Source organism: Sphingobacterium corticibacterium, assembly GCF_004208525.1.
GTDB classification, from domain to species: Bacteria; Bacteroidota; Bacteroidia; order Sphingobacteriales; family Sphingobacteriaceae; genus Sphingobacterium; species Sphingobacterium corticibacterium.
Window position 1 is genome coordinate 111,817 of record NZ_SGIT01000005.1, and the last position, 14,777, is coordinate 126,593.

Annotated in this window: 16 protein-coding genes; 13 read left to right on the forward strand and 3 right to left on the reverse strand. The window is 39.3% G+C overall.

Features of this window, described 5'->3' with window-relative positions; all coding sequences use genetic code 11:
• Position 1: 1 nt before the first annotated feature.
• A complete protein-coding gene (locus EWE74_RS18945; protein ID WP_130143233.1) occupies positions 2–373 on the reverse strand; it encodes a BlaI/MecI/CopY family transcriptional regulator in 372 nt (123 codons plus the stop codon).
• A gap of 157 nt (positions 374–530) precedes the next feature.
• Between EWE74_RS18945 and EWE74_RS18950 the strand changes: the two genes are divergently transcribed.
• The 3 genes from EWE74_RS18950 (at position 531) to EWE74_RS18960 (ending at position 2,785) form a co-directional block, all read left to right on the forward strand.
• Positions 531–1,592, forward strand: a complete 1,062-nt coding sequence (locus tag EWE74_RS18950) for a sensor histidine kinase (protein WP_130143234.1) — start codon at positions 531–533, stop codon at positions 1,590–1,592.
• Positions 1,573–2,331, forward strand: a complete 759-nt coding sequence (locus EWE74_RS18955; RefSeq protein ID WP_165384771.1) for a LytR/AlgR family response regulator transcription factor — start codon at positions 1,573–1,575, stop codon at positions 2,329–2,331. Before EWE74_RS18950 ends, EWE74_RS18955 begins: the two co-directional genes overlap by 20 nt.
• Before the next feature lie 178 nt (positions 2,332–2,509).
• Complete coding sequence (locus EWE74_RS18960) at positions 2,510–2,785, forward strand: hypothetical protein (protein ID WP_130143236.1); 276 nt, start codon at positions 2,510–2,512, stop codon at positions 2,783–2,785.
• Positions 2,786–2,803: 18 nt separating this feature from the next.
• Here the strand turns inward: EWE74_RS18960 and arfB are convergent, their stop codons facing one another.
• Positions 2,804–3,214 carry an alternative ribosome rescue aminoacyl-tRNA hydrolase ArfB gene (arfB, locus tag EWE74_RS18965; RefSeq protein WP_130143237.1) on the reverse strand — a complete coding sequence of 137 codons (411 nt, stop codon included), beginning with the start codon at positions 3,212–3,214 and terminating at the stop codon, positions 2,804–2,806.
• Positions 3,215–3,309: 95 nt separating this feature from the next.
• Here arfB and bshA point away from each other — a divergent pair, with 95 nt between their 5' ends.
• From bshA to EWE74_RS19000, 7 genes are all read left to right on the forward strand, one after another.
• Positions 3,310–4,446, forward strand: a complete 1,137-nt coding sequence (gene bshA / locus EWE74_RS18970; RefSeq protein WP_130143238.1) for an N-acetyl-alpha-D-glucosaminyl L-malate synthase BshA — start codon at positions 3,310–3,312, stop codon at positions 4,444–4,446.
• Between the two features lie 86 nt (positions 4,447–4,532).
• Entirely contained in the window at positions 4,533–5,237 is a 705-nt protein-coding gene (pyrH, locus tag EWE74_RS18975; protein ID WP_130143239.1) for a UMP kinase, read from the forward strand.
• A gap of 27 nt (positions 5,238–5,264) precedes the next feature.
• Positions 5,265–5,828 carry a ribosome recycling factor gene (gene frr / locus EWE74_RS18980; RefSeq protein WP_130143240.1) on the forward strand — a complete coding sequence of 188 codons (564 nt, stop codon included), beginning with the start codon at positions 5,265–5,267 and terminating at the stop codon, positions 5,826–5,828.
• Positions 5,829–6,010: 182 nt separating this feature from the next.
• A complete protein-coding gene (locus tag EWE74_RS18985; RefSeq protein WP_130143241.1) occupies positions 6,011–6,982 on the forward strand; it encodes a sugar phosphate isomerase/epimerase family protein in 972 nt (323 codons plus the stop codon).
• Between the two features lie 12 nt (positions 6,983–6,994).
• A complete protein-coding gene (locus EWE74_RS18990; protein WP_130143242.1) occupies positions 6,995–7,495 on the forward strand; it encodes a SixA phosphatase family protein in 501 nt (166 codons plus the stop codon).
• Between the two features lie 43 nt (positions 7,496–7,538).
• Positions 7,539–9,569, forward strand: a complete 2,031-nt coding sequence (locus EWE74_RS18995) for a thioredoxin domain-containing protein (protein WP_130143243.1) — start codon at positions 7,539–7,541, stop codon at positions 9,567–9,569.
• Positions 9,570–9,574: 5 nt separating this feature from the next.
• Entirely contained in the window at positions 9,575–10,075 is a 501-nt protein-coding gene (locus tag EWE74_RS19000) for an FKBP-type peptidyl-prolyl cis-trans isomerase (protein ID WP_130143244.1), read from the forward strand.
• 44 nt (positions 10,076–10,119) lie between these two features.
• Here EWE74_RS19000 and mnmD read toward each other — a convergent pair whose 3' ends face one another.
• Complete coding sequence (mnmD, locus tag EWE74_RS19005) at positions 10,120–10,791, reverse strand: tRNA (5-methylaminomethyl-2-thiouridine)(34)-methyltransferase MnmD (protein WP_130143245.1); 672 nt, start codon at positions 10,789–10,791, stop codon at positions 10,120–10,122.
• A 227-nt stretch (positions 10,792–11,018) separates the two neighbouring features.
• Here mnmD and EWE74_RS19010 point away from each other — a divergent pair, with 227 nt between their 5' ends.
• From EWE74_RS19010 to EWE74_RS19020, 3 genes are read left to right on the forward strand one after another with little or no spacing between them, the layout of a single operon-like run.
• Positions 11,019–11,444, forward strand: coding sequence for a cytochrome c maturation protein CcmE domain-containing protein (locus EWE74_RS19010; protein ID WP_130143246.1), 426 nt, complete (start codon positions 11,019–11,021; stop codon positions 11,442–11,444).
• Positions 11,445–11,498: 54 nt separating this feature from the next.
• A complete protein-coding gene (ccsA, locus tag EWE74_RS19015) occupies positions 11,499–13,976 on the forward strand; it encodes a cytochrome c biogenesis protein CcsA (RefSeq protein WP_130143247.1) in 2,478 nt (825 codons plus the stop codon).
• Entirely contained in the window at positions 13,976–14,740 is a 765-nt protein-coding gene (locus EWE74_RS19020) for a Rossmann-like and DUF2520 domain-containing protein (RefSeq protein ID WP_130143248.1), read from the forward strand. Before ccsA ends, EWE74_RS19020 begins: the two co-directional genes overlap by 1 nt.
• The last annotated feature ends 37 nt before the right edge of the window (positions 14,741–14,777 follow it).

The following is a 14,777-nucleotide window of genomic DNA, read 5'->3' on the forward strand; positions in this document are numbered from 1 at the left end:
TTTATTTTTTATTGCGTTGGATGATTTGCATAATCTCATCCAATTCCTTTACATCTATTTTCTTTTCTTCTAAGAAAAAAGACAGCATACTCGATGTGGAATTATCGAAATAATTCTGCAAGAGTTTTCCGGTAATTAACTTCTTATATTCTTCTTTACTAATCTTCGGCAAGTACCGATGGCTTTTGCCAAAAGACTCATGTTCTACGAAACCCTTGGTCTCCAGAATACGAATAATGGTAGATATTGTATTATAAGCCGGCTTCGGTTCTGGCAATTGGGCTATGATGTCCTTTACGAACCCCCCTCCCATATTCCACAGTTCCTGCATAACCTGTTCCTCCGCCTTTGTAAGTTCTTTTATTTCGTCCATAACTCTATTTATTAAAAAGACAATATTGCCTGCAATCGATTGTAAGAACAAATGTATAACTAATTTTTTAGTTATACAACTAAAAAATTAGTTATGTGGTATTTTACTTTATAGTCTCTATAAAAATTATTCCGCTATCTTTGTAAAAAAAATACAAATGGGATTTATACGTAACCGGCATCGCTATCCGCTAACTTGTTGGATACAACGCAGTGTGATATTCTCACTATGTATCGTGTCCATATCGATTATTGATGCTTTACTATATAGAGATCAAGGAAATTTTTGGCTCAATACATGTTCTGGATTTTTAGCATTCTTTGGAATTATAGTAGCCAATCTTGCCCTCCATATCCATTTTGATGTCAAAGACCCGATCAAGTCTCCTATAAAAGTTAAGATGTTGAGCTTTATCTTGACATTTAGCATAAGTTTAAGTCTCCTCCTTTTCTTTTCATATCTGGGGATACTAACTCCCCAAGAGCATAAGATTATCACAGGATCCGTCTTCAACCTATTACTTCTAGCTGGCTTTCGGGCTGCTATTTTGAATTTTATTGTGCTCTTATGGTTGTATTTTTTAATGACTGACTATTTTAAAAACCAACTAGAATTGGAGCGGTCAAAACTAGACAAATTAAAAGAACGGGCAGTCAATCAAATGTTGCGTCAACAAGTACAACCACATTTCTTATTTAATGCTCTGTCAAGTTTGAAATCGCTGATAAAAAAAGATAGCATCAAAGCGGAATCATATCTGCTCCAACTCTCCGATTATTTGCGCGGAAGTTTCCTGACATCTGATGACGGATTAGCAACCGTCAAACAAGAACTCAAACTTTGTGAAGATTATCTTTCCATGCAGAAGCTTCGGTTTAATGAAGCAATACAGTTTGATATTCATGTTTCCGAAAACGTTCAGCAAGATTTACTTCCCATCTTTTCCCTACAACCACTGGTTGATAACGCACTGAAACATAACTTTTATACAATCGATCATCCTCTATTCATTACGATTCGTGAACAAGCAGGATGGATGGTTGTAAGCAACAACATGTGTTTACGAAAACCTTCCATGACAGACAACAACAATTATGGACTTAACAACCTCAAAGAACGATTCAGCTACTACCTTCAGGATAGCGTAATGATTCATGAGAACGAGACTACTTTTGAGGTACGGCTTAAACTTATCCAACATGAGAACCATCATCATTGAAGACGAAGATTTGACGGCTGAAGATCTATGCTCAACGCTGAAACGATTAGAACCAAATATGCAGCTTTGCGCCCGTTTAACAAGTGTCCGTGAAGCTATTACTTATTTTAGGACGGCAAAACCTGTTGATCTTATTTTCAGTGATATCCAACTGGGTGATGGCGAATCATTTGATATTTTCAAGACAATCCCTCCTAAGGCCCCCGTGGTGTTTTGTACCGCCTATAATCAGTATATGATGGAAGCTTTTCAACATTTTGGTCTGGATTATATTTTAAAACCTTTCTCAGACGAAAGCATTCAAAAGACGTTAGCGAAATACCGTCTTCTACAACAGGCTTTCAACTCCACTGCGTTAGAGATGGTTCATTCTGTTAGCAACGACAATAAAATAACGGAAAGAACAAAGAAGTCTTTGGTCGTTATCCACGGGGACAAAATTATCCCTGTTCAAATATCGGATATAGCGCTTTGTTATATCGAGCTGGACAATGTTTTTGTTAAAACGCACAGTGGAAAAGAATATCTTGTTAATAAAACGCTTGAAGAGATGGAGCATTTGCTTGGTGACGATTTCTTTCGGGTAAACCGACAGCATATTCTAAATCGTACGGCAATTGCATTCGCAAATCTGGGGTTATCACGTAAGCTTGTTATCAATTTACGTATCAACCATCCCACCAAAATTTCGGTCAGTAAGGAAAAGTACCAAGTTTTTATCCAATGGCTGGAGGGATAACCGAAGTACCTCTTCAAAAAAGAAACGATTCACCGAGAAAATCGACGGTTCAACCGATATTTTGTCCGCTTCAGCCGATTTCCTATAAAAACTCTTTTATTTTTCATGCATATTTGTTTTAGAGTTAGCACTCTAGGTGATCTGATAAACAATGTATTTAGATAAATAGTATATCCTAATGAAAAAGTATGTTCTGATTTTTAAAACCTCGATTCGAACTATTTTACAACGTTCTCATCTCATTTCAAAACTTTATCAGGTATCAAAGGATATCAAATTTGCAACAGTTGATCTGGACGATGAGGATTTTATATTACGTATAGAATCAACCCAACGTAATGAAGATTTCATTTCCAGATTCCTACTTTTAGAAGGACACAAAGTCGCCTTTATGGCTGCTTTTGAAAAAGATGAACAAGGAAGACCTTTGGCGGTAAGTCATTTTCAAGAATAGAAATTATCTTCCCCATTATTACCACTCGGCATTATAATTCTTTTTACGATTCTGTTTCTTTTGAGATTGCTTTTTTTTTCGATCCAATCGATCCAGAATTTGAGACTTAGGAATTTTGGTTGCTAGCCGTTTCTTTTCCTTTTTCAATGCTTGATGGAGGAGGTCAAAGAAACGGATGGTGACGATTTCCTTATTCTTTATTTGACTTCTTTCGGTCGAAGCCTCCATTTGCAACACCCCCTCTTTATTCAGTCTGTTGGTTAATTTTTGAAGAACACGTGTTTTCTCGTCTTCCGTCAAGACTTCTGATGCATTGACATTCCAGACAAGCGTTACCTTTGACTCCACTTTGTTTACGTGCTGCCCTCCCGCCCCTCCAGAACGAGAAGTTCTATACATAAGCTCCTTTTGTAACAATTCTTTGTTCATCGCCTAAATTTAATCATTTTCTAGATAATTATTGCAAAGCAATTATAAAACCATCCTTATCTTTGCGCTGTATTTTTACATGAAAAAATAAGCAGATGAAAATAGGTATTGTATGTTATCCTACTTTTGGCGGAAGCGGCGTAGTTGCAACAGAACTCGGCAAAGCCCTCGCTTCCAACGGACATGAAATCCACTTCATCACGTATTCTCAACCCGCTCGGTTGGATTTCTTTTCCGAAAACCTTTACTACCACGAAGTTGCCGTTGCCCAGTATCCCTTGTTCGATTTTTCTCCTTATGAATCTGCTTTAGCCAGCAAACTAGTAGATGTCGTCAGATTCGAAAAACTGGATTTACTGCATGTACATTATGCGATTCCACATGCTTCCGTTGCCTATTTAGCAAAACAGATATTAGCCTCTTACGGCATCCATATCCCGGTAGTAACCACTCTACATGGGACAGATATTACACTGGTAGGAAAAGATAAAAGCTTCAATCCAGTAGTTACGTTTTCGATAAACCACTCTGATGGGGTGACGGCCGTTTCGGAGAATCTGCGTGAACAAACACTAGAATCCTTTGAGATTACCCGAGACGTACGTGTAATCCCTAATTTTATAGATTTCTCCCGTTTTCACAATAAAAATAGGGAACATTTTAAACGTGCAATAGCGCCAGATAACGAACGTATTATTATTCACACGTCCAATTTCCGAAAAGTAAAAAACACACCAGACGTTATTCGCATCTTCCAAAAAGTTAATGAGGTTATTCCCAGCAAACTGTTGATGGTGGGAGATGGTCCGGAACGAAGGAACACCGAAGAACTGGCACGCCAGTTAGAAGTTAGTCAAAACGTGCGTTTCCTTGGAAAACAGGAAGCCATTGAAGAAATTCTATCTGTCTCGGACTTATTCTTAATGCCTTCTTCCTCAGAAAGTTTTGGGCTAGCTGCTTTGGAAGCTATGGCTTGCCATGTGCCTGTTATTTCCTCTAACACCGGTGGATTGCCAGAGCTCAATGTAAATGGTGTCAGCGGCTTTCTTAGTGATATTGGAGATATCGAAGATATGGCGAAAAACGCTATTCATATTTTAGAAGACTGTGAACGCTTACAGGTATTCAAAAACGCGGCTTTTGCTCGGGCGAAAGAATTTGATCTAAGCAACATCCTTCCGTTTTACGAATCCTATTATAAAGAGGTGCTGGAAGGATTAAAGAATAAATGACCTCGATGAAAAAAGCGTAATATAATAATCGGCGGCTAGAAAAAAAGTTCTATCTTTGGCTTTTGGAAATATTCCAAAAAACGATCATGAAATATAAACGTATCCTACTCAAACTCAGCGGAGAAGCCTTAATGGGCGAACAAAGTTACGGCATTGACATCAATCGGGTGATGCAATATGCAAACGATATCAAAGAAATTCACAGTCAAGGTTTGGAGATTGCCATTGTTATCGGTGGCGGAAATATCTACCGTGGCTTAAGTGCAGAAAAAGCTGGAATGGATCGGGTACAAGCTGACTATATGGGTATGCTAGCAACTGTTATCAATAGTATGGCACTACAGGATGCACTAGAAAAAGTTGGTTTAAAAACCCGTTTGCTGACCGCCATTAAAATGGAGCAAATCTGTGAGCCTTTTATCCGTAGACGTGCCGTGCGACATCTCGAAAAAGGACGAATTGTTATTTTCGGTGCAGGTACAGGAAATCCTTATTTCACAACAGATACAGCAGCCTCTTTACGTGCTATCGAAATCAATGCAGATGCTGTACTTAAAGGAACGCGCGTAGATGGTATATATACGGCTGATCCAGAAAAAGATCCATCTGCAAAACGTTACGACCAGATCTCTTTCCAAGAGGTTTACGAAAAAGGTTTAAATGTAATGGACATGACAGCATTTACGTTATGCCAAGAAAACAACCTTCCAATTATTGTGTTTGACATGAACAAACCGGGCAACCTGAAAAAATTAGCCAATGGTGACCACATCGGAACAGTTGTTAGGTAATTTATTGCAAAAGAAATACATAAAGATATGAATGAACTGATATCCTTAGAATTAGACGATTGTAAAGAGAGCATGGGTAGGGCCGTGACTCATACAGAATCTGAGCTGACTAAAATCAGGGCAGGCAAAGCCTCTCCCGGCATGTTGGATGGAATAGCCATCGACTATTATGGTAGTATGACCCCCCTTTCTCAAGTAAGTAATATTAATACGACCGATGCTAGAACTATTGTTATTCAGCCTTGGGAGAAGAATTTAATCAGCACCATAGAGAAAGCAATTATAGACTCAAACATCGGACTGAATCCGCAGAACGATGGTGCTATTATTCGTTTGGCCGTACCTCCGTTGACGGAAGAGCGTCGTCGTGACTTGGTTAAAAAAGTAAAAGAAGAAGCCGAGAAAGGTCGCGTGGCGATACGGAATATTCGTAAAGATGCAAATGAATCCATTAAAAAATTAAAAGGGGACGGTGTATCAGAAGATGAGATTAAAGTAGGAGAAACGGAAGTGCAGAAGCTAACAGACTCTTTCATTACTAAAGTAGATCAACTGGCCGAATTGAAAGAAAAAGATATTATGACCGTCTAGTCAATTTTCGAAGCGCTAAGCTTAGCGCTTCGAAAAAGTTAGAAGATCAAAATCATAGGAAAAGGGTTCTATAAAAAAATAGAATCCTTTTTTCATATCCTTTTTTCATATCCTTTTTTTAACTAACTTTCATCTCAGATTACCGATTTTTAAAGAAATTTCGCTAAAAACAATTTATACGAATGAAAAATAGAAGAGGATTTTTAAAACAGGCAGGCTTAGGTTTATCCGTCGCTTTTCTTAGTCCATACTTATTCTCCTGTCAAGACGATAAATCGAGAAGTAGCCCTTTTCATAATCTCGGTCTTCAACTGTATTCTATCCGCGACTTACTAAATGAGGATCCTATAAAAACAATAAGTACAGTAGCCAAAATCGGCTACAAGCATGTGGAAACATTTGGAGTAGACGATGTTGCAGGCACTTATTGGAAACTTCCTATTGCAGAACTGAAAAAGGTATTGGATGACAATAATCTGAAAACACATAGTGGCCACTATGATCTCTCTAAATACCTCAACAAAAACTTAACTGAACACGAAAATATTGAAAAATATATTGAGATTGCACATCAATTAGGCCAATCCTATATTGTCGCTCCTATCACGCCGATGGATGATCTAAACAACCTAAAAACCGAGGATTATCAATATGCCGCAGAACAGCTGAATAAGTTTGGAGAAATGGCTAAAAAAGCAGGCATTAAAGTAGGTTATCACAACCATTTTTGGGAATTTAGACGTTTTGCGAATGGAACACGAGGGTTGGATATTCTTATCGCATTTACGGAGCCTGATCTCGTAGATTTTGAGCTCGACCTTTTTTGGACGGAAAAAGCGGGTCTTAACCCACAATCTTATTTTGACAAATATCCAGGTCGATTTCCGATGTGGCATATAAAAGATATGGACAAACAGCACATCAATTCTGTTATTGGAGAAGGTTACGATGACGCTGATTTTGAGGATATCATGAAAGAAATCAAATATACAGAGGTCGGAACTGGGGCTATAGATTTTATCCGAATTGCGGATTATGCGGATAAATCGGGGCTAAAATATGCTTTTGTGGAACAAGATGACATCTATATGCCAAACAAATTTGAAAGCATAAAGAAAAGCTACGATTATGTCAAGAAGCATCTAACGAAATAAGAAGGGTTAGATATGGATAAGAAATCACTTTATATTATTCGGCATGCAAAGGCTGAATTACCTACTTTCGGTAAAGACGACTTCGACAGAGATCTGCTTTCAACCGGAATTGGCCGTGCTGAACTTATTGCTCAAAAGCTAAAAACACAGCTACCGGCTGCGGATGAAAAAACACTCGTTATTTCCTCAACAGCTAATCGTGCGATGCAAACCGCAAAAATATTTTGCGGTGTTTTAGGTTATCCCGAAGAACGTATTGTGTGGGAACCGAAAGTTTATGAAGCACATTATCTTTTTCTGATGAAACGCTTAAATGATATCCCTTCATCTTATGACCGCATACTGTTGTTCGGCCACAACCCCGGTGTTTCCGATCTTGTTGCCTATACAACCGATCATTCTGTCAATCTTAAAACGGCTCATACAGCTTGCTTGGAAGTGGAAGAAGGAATAGATTATTCGACGTTATCAGCCAATACGGCTATCCTAAAACAGGTCATTACCGAATATTGACAGCATACATACTGCGCTCTGATAAAAGGAATCTTTATAAAATATGGCAAATCAACTTTTATACGAAAACTCTCCCTATTTAAAACAACATGCACACAATCCTGTCGATTGGATGCCTTGGGGTGAGGAAGCGTTACAAAAAGCGAAGAACGAAAACAAACTCATTATCGTGAGCATCGGTTATTCTGCTTGCCATTGGTGTCACGTCATGGAGCGTGAAAGTTTCGAAAATGAAGCTATTGCAAAGACCATGAACACCTTATATGTATCTGTCAAAATCGATCGCGAGGAACGTCCCGACATCGATCAAATTTATATGATTGCGGTGCAATTAATGACCAACACGGGAGGTTGGCCGCTAAATTGCATCTGTCTACCCGACGGACGCCCTATATATGGAGGCACTTATTTTAAACCACATGATTGGCAACAGATATTGTTACAGATTGCACAAATGTGGGAAGAAACACCGGATGTGGCTTTAGATTATGCCGAACGCTTATCCAAAGGCATCCATCAAGCAGAAAAACTTCCGATTGTCCCTATTCCGGAAGCGTATACCACTACCGATTTACATGCTATTGTAACCCCATGGAAAGCACAATTTGATGCGACAAATGGAGGCTACAGCAGGGAGCCGAAGTTTCCCTTGCCAAATAACTGGTTGTTTTTCCTCCGCTATGCTTTCCTTGCAAAGGATCAAGCGGTATTGGAACATGTGCATTTTACCTTAGAGAAAATAGCAAATGGAGGTATATATGATCAAGTAGGTGGTGGATTTGCTCGCTATGCAGTAGATGGTCGTTGGCATATTCCTCATTTTGAGAAAATGTTATATGATAACGGACAACTTATTTCATTATACAGCGAAGCTTATCAGCAACGTCCTTCACGACTATACGAAAGAATTGTAGAAGAAACGATAGCCTGGGCACAACGGGAAATGCTTGCCGAAAATGGCGGTTTCTATTCGGCGTTAGATGCTGATAGTGAAGGAGTAGAAGGAAAATTCTATACTTTTCATCACGAAGAACTGGAAAACATACTAGGTAAAGATGCTCCCCTTTTTATTGATTATTTCCATGTGACGAAAGCCGGAAATTGGCCGGAAGAAAGTACGAATGTGTTATATTGTGCCATCGATGGGGATAAAATGATGCTCAAAAGTGGATTCTCAGAAGATGAGTGGGAAAAATATCTCCGTAAAATAAAAGTAAAACTCCATGCCTATCGCGAAAAGCGAATAAGACCGGGCTTGGACAACAAACAATTGACTTCCTGGAATGCACTTTTTGTAAAAGGATTAGTGGATGCCTACCGCGTCTTTGGCAAGCAGCAATATCTCGATCTCGCCATCCAAACGGCAAACTTCATCAGACGAGATTGTTTTTCGGATGAAACCAGCTTACTCCATCAACCGGCAGACCACAACCGGAAAATTTTTGGTTTTTTAGACGATTATGCTTTTACAATCGACAGTTTTATATCCTTATACGAAGCCACATTTGACGAAGACTGGCTGTACGAAGCGGAAGGCCTGACTCAAGAGGCTGTCGGCATGTTTTATGATGAGGAGGAAAAGACATTTTTCTATACCGCTGATGATGCAGAAGAGCTAATTGCACGCAAAAGTGAAATCATGGATAATGTTATTCCTGCATCGTCGTCCGCCATTGTACGCGTACTCTATCGATTGGGGGAGATATTCGATCAAGAACGCTACATCGCGATAGCCGACCAAGTGTTTGCTAATGTTTTTCCACAGATCAAACAATATGGATCAGCCTATTCAAACTGGGCAATCCAACTGTTAGAACATGTGTACGGGAACAATACGATCGCATTAACCGGCAAGGAAGCGGGGGCTTGGCGGAAACAGCTAGACAAACATTATATTCCAAATAAAATAACGCTGGGCGGAACAAAAAGCGATCTACCATTGTTAAAAGATAAAGCCGGTATGGAATCAAAATCCTACCTTTGTAAGAATAAAGCCTGTAGTTTACCCCAAAATTCGGTGGCAGAACTACTGGCATTAATACATGATAACAGGGATTCATCCCAAATAAATTAAACAAAATGGCAATAGAAAACAACAATGTCGTTGCATTGAATTACAAGCTTCACACCGTAGAAGCAGACGGAGAAAAAGCATTTGTAGAAGAAACCACAACTGAAAACCCTTTGACCTTTCTATATGGTGTAGGCATGATGCTTCCCAAATTTGAAGAAAATATAGCTGGATTAAGCATTGGTGATAAGACTTCCTTTACGTTAGAGCCAAACGATGCTTACGGAGAAAAAGATGACCGCGCAGTAGCACAATTGCCTGCAGATATGTTTAAAGAAACGGGACTTCCTCCAGTTGGTGAAGTTTTACCTTTACAAGATAACGAAGGCAATCAGTTCCGTGCGGTAGTTGTTGAAGTGACTCCTGAAGCAGTGGTAGCTGATTTGAATCACCCAATGGCAGGAAAGACATTGAATTTTGATGTCGAAATTTTAGCCGTTCGCCCTGCTACCGAAGAGGAATTGGCACATGGACATGCACATGGCATCGACGGTCAGTCAGGTCATTAAGAACTCGGAACAAAGAAGAAGGACCATCCTTCTTCTTTGTTCCTTTATCTTTTTTCTTTTACAGCTCGTAACATCTCGCGTTTACCAGGAGCACCAGGTGCTTTTTCAATAGCAAAACCTAAAGCTTTCATGATACGTTTTAAATTTCCAGTAATAGCGTAAGTAACAAATATCCCTCCCGGCCGCAAAAAAGAACATACGTGTTCCAACGTTTCCGCCGTCCACATCTCGGGTTGATGTACAGCAGCAAAAGCATCGAAATAGATCACGTCAAATTTTTGTATATCGCTGAAATCTATTACTTTTTTATGTGCAATCAATAGGTTAATAGACGCTGTAAAAGGAATCACTTCCGTCTGCGATTTTTCATAATTATCGATGAAACTCGTCCAGATTTCCGGCTTTACAAAGTTATCGTATCCAGTTTTGAATATCACTTCTTCTTTTAAAGGATAAGCTTCAATACCTACGTATTCCAAATCTATACCTTGGGTATCGGCATAATCTGCTGTCAACAGAAAGTTTAATCCCGTACCAAACCCCACTTCCAACACCGCTACATGTGTTTTTTTTTCTTTTTGCAAGAAAAAATCAAGTCCCGAACGGAGAAAAACATGGTGACTTTCCTGTAAAGCGCCGTGTTTAGAGTGATAATGCTCTCCGACTTCAGAATGGTATAAGGTAGACGATCCATCGCCTGTTATTACAAATTGCATATTGGAGATTATTTTCACAAATTTACGACAAAAAACGGGACAACTGTGTAGAACAATTCTAAATAGTTTACAAAGTTTGGCAAATTCCTATCTTGCAAAAGCATTTCGTAATTTTGTATTTCATTTAGAGATAGTGCGATATGAAACCGAGATGTAAATAATACGGAAATGAGGACACAATGATTATTTACATCGGACTCTCATCAGCCATTAAAAAAAATAATTAGATGAAAAAAAGCTCAATTATCTTAATTGTTATCATCGCTATAGCGATTGCGATGATTGTTGTTATTTATACTGACTCTAGTACATATTCTACTTTTACGGAAGCAAAAGAGAAAAAAACAGAGCTTTACGTCGTGGGTGTCCTAAATAAAGAGAGAGACTTATATTACGATCCGATTAAGGACGCCAATCATTTTTCTTTCTACATGTATGATAATGATAGTACAGAATGCCAAGTCGTGTTTAGGGGCTCTAAGCCTCAAGACATTGAGCGGTCTGAACAAATCGTGCTTACTGGTAAAATGGAAGGTGATGTATTTCATGCGAGTAAGATATTAATGAAATGCCCATCTAAATATAACGAAGATGAAGTGGAAGTCATTGAAACAAGTGTAGCGCCTGCAACGGCATTTTTGGGTCGCGAATAGCGACAATCCTATTTGTGGATCATCTTTAGATATTTTTTACATTTATTTTGAACAATGGACGTTAACTACGTTGGAGAACATCTTTTACCGGGAAAAATCGGTCAGTTTTTTGTGATTCTTTCCTTTGGTGCTGCCCTTTTTTCACTTATCAGCTATTTTTTCGCTACACGTGAACCCGAGGTTAAATCGTGGAAAACACTTGCCCGGATTGGCTTTTGGACTAATTTAGTCTCTGTTGTGGCTATTGGTACCATTCTATTCTACCTCATTTACAATCACTATTTTGAATACCACTACGTTTGGGCGCATTCTTCAAAATCACTCCCGACCCACTACATCATTTCTTCTTTTTGGGAAGGACAGGAAGGGAGTTTTTGGCTCTGGATGTTCTGGCAAATCGTATTAGGCGTTATCCTCGTATTTAAGGCCAAAAGTTGGGAAGCACCGGTTATGACGTTCGTTATGCTGTGTCAAGTTTTCTTGGGCTCTATGTTGATCGGCGTAGAAATATTGGGATCCCGTATCGGGAGTTCCCCTTTTATTCTGCTACGGGATGCTATGCAAGGCCCAGTTTTTACCCGACCTGATTACTTAAGTATGATTGGAGATGGACGCGGATTAAATCCCTTATTACAGAACTACTGGATGGTTATTCACCCTCCTACCTTATTTCTCGGCTTTGCCTCCATGATTGTTCCTTTTGCGTACGCAGCATCTGGTCTTTGGCTTAGGCGTTACAAAGAGTGGATGAAACCGGGATTACCTTGGGCACTTTTTGCTGTTATGATTTTAGGAGCAGGTATTATTATGGGATCTTTCTGGGCATATGAAGCACTGAATTTCGGTGGTTTCTGGGCATGGGATCCGGTAGAAAATGTATCGATTATTCCTTGGTTAACATTAATCGCTGCTGTCCATGTAATGCTTGCTTATCGCAATTCAGGACATGGATTCTTTACAGCTACTTTATTAACGATGATTAGTTTTGTACTCGTCATTTATGCTTCCTACCTCACAAGAAGTGGCATATTGGGAGAAACATCAGTTCACTCCTTTACCAGCTTAGGGATGTCGGGCCAGCTCATCGTCTTCAATCTCATTTATCTGGTATTGATGGTCGTAATGCTCGTGTGGCGAAACAAAGAGATGCCATCTTCCAAACAAGAAGAAGATATCTATTCCCGCGAATTCTGGTTATTTATTGGCGGGTTAGTATTAACGGTCGCTTGCATACAAATGATAGCAACTACCTCTATTCCGGTATTTAATGCTTTGTTTGGCACAAAAGTCGCTCCTCCAGTAGATCCCATTCCACATTATAACAAATGGCAAGGTGCTTTTGCCGTGGTGATTATGCTCGTAACAGCATTCACACAATTTTTAAAATATAAAAAAACAGATCCTAAGAAATTTTGGGCATCTACATTAGCCTCTTTTCTATTTGCGGTTATACTAAGTGCTATAATTGTTTATTTCACGAAGACATATACCAACGTGATGTATATCCTGTTGACGTTGACTTGTATATTTTGTCTATTAGCGAATATGCGTGTTTTCGGCGATGCGTTGAAAGGTAAATGGCGATTAGCAGGATCTGCTGTTGCACATATCGGATTTGCATTATTGCTATTGGGAGCACTTATCGCTGCGGCAACAAACGAGGTGATCTCGATTAATGAGAGCCGCTACATACAAGTACAGAACTTTGGCCAGGAAGGTGACAAATTCTCCGACCCGGGCGAAAATCTGTTTTTGACAGAGGGTGAGCCTAAACAAATGGGGAACTACCGAATTACCTATGTCGGCGATAGTGTAGCTCCTCCTAATGTGTATTATAAAATTTTATATGAACGCATCGATGAGGAGACGGGGAATGTAAAGGAATCGTTTGTATTACGTCCATTTGCACAACACAACCCCGAAATGGGAGGTCTAATCGGTACGCCCGATACCCGCCACTACCTGACACATGATATTTATACCTTGATCACCGCAGCAGCCGCAGAATCACAGGTGCAAGCGGAAAACATTCCGGCTGAAGAGCAGACCGGCTATGAAGATTATGATGAACCCGCAACCTATCAGGTGGGCATTGGTGATACGCTGCGTTACAGAAATGGGTTTTATATCATTGAGGGCATTAATAGAGATGCTACGTTGAATAATATTCCTAAAGGAGCGGACGATATTATTGTCGGATTGAAAATTAAGGTCATTGCTGCGGACGAAAAAGAATATAATATAGAACCAATTTTCCTAATAAAGGATGGACACAGTTATGATTTTAATAAAGATGTCGCGGAACAAGGGCTTCGTTTCCGTTTTACGAACATCCTACCAAAAGAGGATAAATTGGAAATTATGCTGTATCAAAAGCCGTTACCGGAGAAAAAATGGATTGTTTTTAAAGCAATTAAATTCCCTTATATCAACTTCTTCTGGGCCGGCACGATCATTATGACCATCGGTTTCATGATGGCCATCTATCGTCGTCTAAAAGATGCAAAGATCTCTAAACAAAATCCTGTGTAATGACCATTGTTATTTTAGGTAGTGGAAATGTGGCTACACATATAGGAAAAGCTTTCCACGCACTTGGACACCAAATTTTACAAGTGTATAGCAGAGATAAGGCCAATGCAAATGCATTGGCTTCTGTTTTAAACGCCGACACAGTAGACGTGGTTAGCGAAATCACCGATAGCGCAGATTTATATCTTATCGCTGTCGCAGATCAAGCCATACAACAGATAGTTGATACGCTTCCAAAACCTGTTAAAGGAATAGTAGTACATTGCTCCGGCGCAGCGGACATCAATATATTAGCACATTTTCCTTTATATGGCGTTGTCTACCCCGCCCAAAGTCTTCGCAAAGATATTTCTACTTCTTTGAAGAACATCCCTTTTGGAATAGAAGGTGCTAATACAGAAATCTCCGATCGTCTTCTTGAGTTGATGCGACATATTTCTGCCAAATCTTTCTTATGTGATAGTGAACAGCGCCTAGCATTGCACATAGCAGCCGTATTTGTCAATAATTTCAGTAATGTGCTTTTTCAGACAGCTTACAACATCATGCAAGAACAAAACCTGTCTTTTGATTTACTAAAACCTATTATTTTGGAAACAGCACAAAACGTGCAAAAACACATACCCAAAGACGTACAAACGGGCCCGGCTATGCGTGGAGACACAGAAACGATCAAAAAGCATTTACAGTTTCTCATGAAAAACCCATATTGGCTCAAAATATATCAACAATTAACCGAAGAAATCATCAGAAACAAGGGTTAACAGCAGGAATATTACCAAACCGATAAATCTTTCACGA

What these genes read in the sequence shown, in the direction of transcription:
- EWE74_RS19000 (WP_130143244.1), top strand. Translation starts at nt 9,575, where the DNA reads ATGGCAATAGAAAACAACAATGTCGTTGCATTGAATTACAAGCTTCAC.
- EWE74_RS18985 (WP_130143241.1), top strand. Translation starts at nt 6,011, where the DNA reads ATGAAAAATAGAAGAGGATTTTTAAAACAGGCAGGCTTAGGTTTATCC.
- EWE74_RS18995 (WP_130143243.1), top strand. Translation starts at nt 7,539, where the DNA reads ATGGCAAATCAACTTTTATACGAAAACTCTCCCTATTTAAAACAACAT.
- mnmD (WP_130143245.1), bottom strand. Translation starts at nt 10,791, where the DNA reads ATGCAATTTGTAATAACAGGCGATGGATCGTCTACCTTATACCATTCT.
- EWE74_RS18960 (WP_130143236.1), top strand. Translation starts at nt 2,510, where the DNA reads ATGAAAAAGTATGTTCTGATTTTTAAAACCTCGATTCGAACTATTTTA.
- arfB (WP_130143237.1), bottom strand. Translation starts at nt 3,214, where the DNA reads ATGAACAAAGAATTGTTACAAAAGGAGCTTATGTATAGAACTTCTCGT.
- bshA (WP_130143238.1), top strand. Translation starts at nt 3,310, where the DNA reads ATGAAAATAGGTATTGTATGTTATCCTACTTTTGGCGGAAGCGGCGTA.
- EWE74_RS18945 (WP_130143233.1), bottom strand. Translation starts at nt 373, where the DNA reads ATGGACGAAATAAAAGAACTTACAAAGGCGGAGGAACAGGTTATGCAG.
- EWE74_RS19020 (WP_130143248.1), top strand. Translation starts at nt 13,976, where the DNA reads ATGACCATTGTTATTTTAGGTAGTGGAAATGTGGCTACACATATAGGA.
- EWE74_RS18955 (WP_165384771.1), top strand. Translation starts at nt 1,573, where the DNA reads ATGAGAACCATCATCATTGAAGACGAAGATTTGACGGCTGAAGATCTA.
- EWE74_RS18990 (WP_130143242.1), top strand. Translation starts at nt 6,995, where the DNA reads ATGGATAAGAAATCACTTTATATTATTCGGCATGCAAAGGCTGAATTA.
- EWE74_RS19010 (WP_130143246.1), top strand. Translation starts at nt 11,019, where the DNA reads ATGAAAAAAAGCTCAATTATCTTAATTGTTATCATCGCTATAGCGATT.
- pyrH (WP_130143239.1), top strand. Translation starts at nt 4,533, where the DNA reads ATGAAATATAAACGTATCCTACTCAAACTCAGCGGAGAAGCCTTAATG.
- EWE74_RS18950 (WP_130143234.1), top strand. Translation starts at nt 531, where the DNA reads ATGGGATTTATACGTAACCGGCATCGCTATCCGCTAACTTGTTGGATA.
- ccsA (WP_130143247.1), top strand. Translation starts at nt 11,499, where the DNA reads ATGGACGTTAACTACGTTGGAGAACATCTTTTACCGGGAAAAATCGGT.
- frr (WP_130143240.1), top strand. Translation starts at nt 5,265, where the DNA reads ATGAATGAACTGATATCCTTAGAATTAGACGATTGTAAAGAGAGCATG.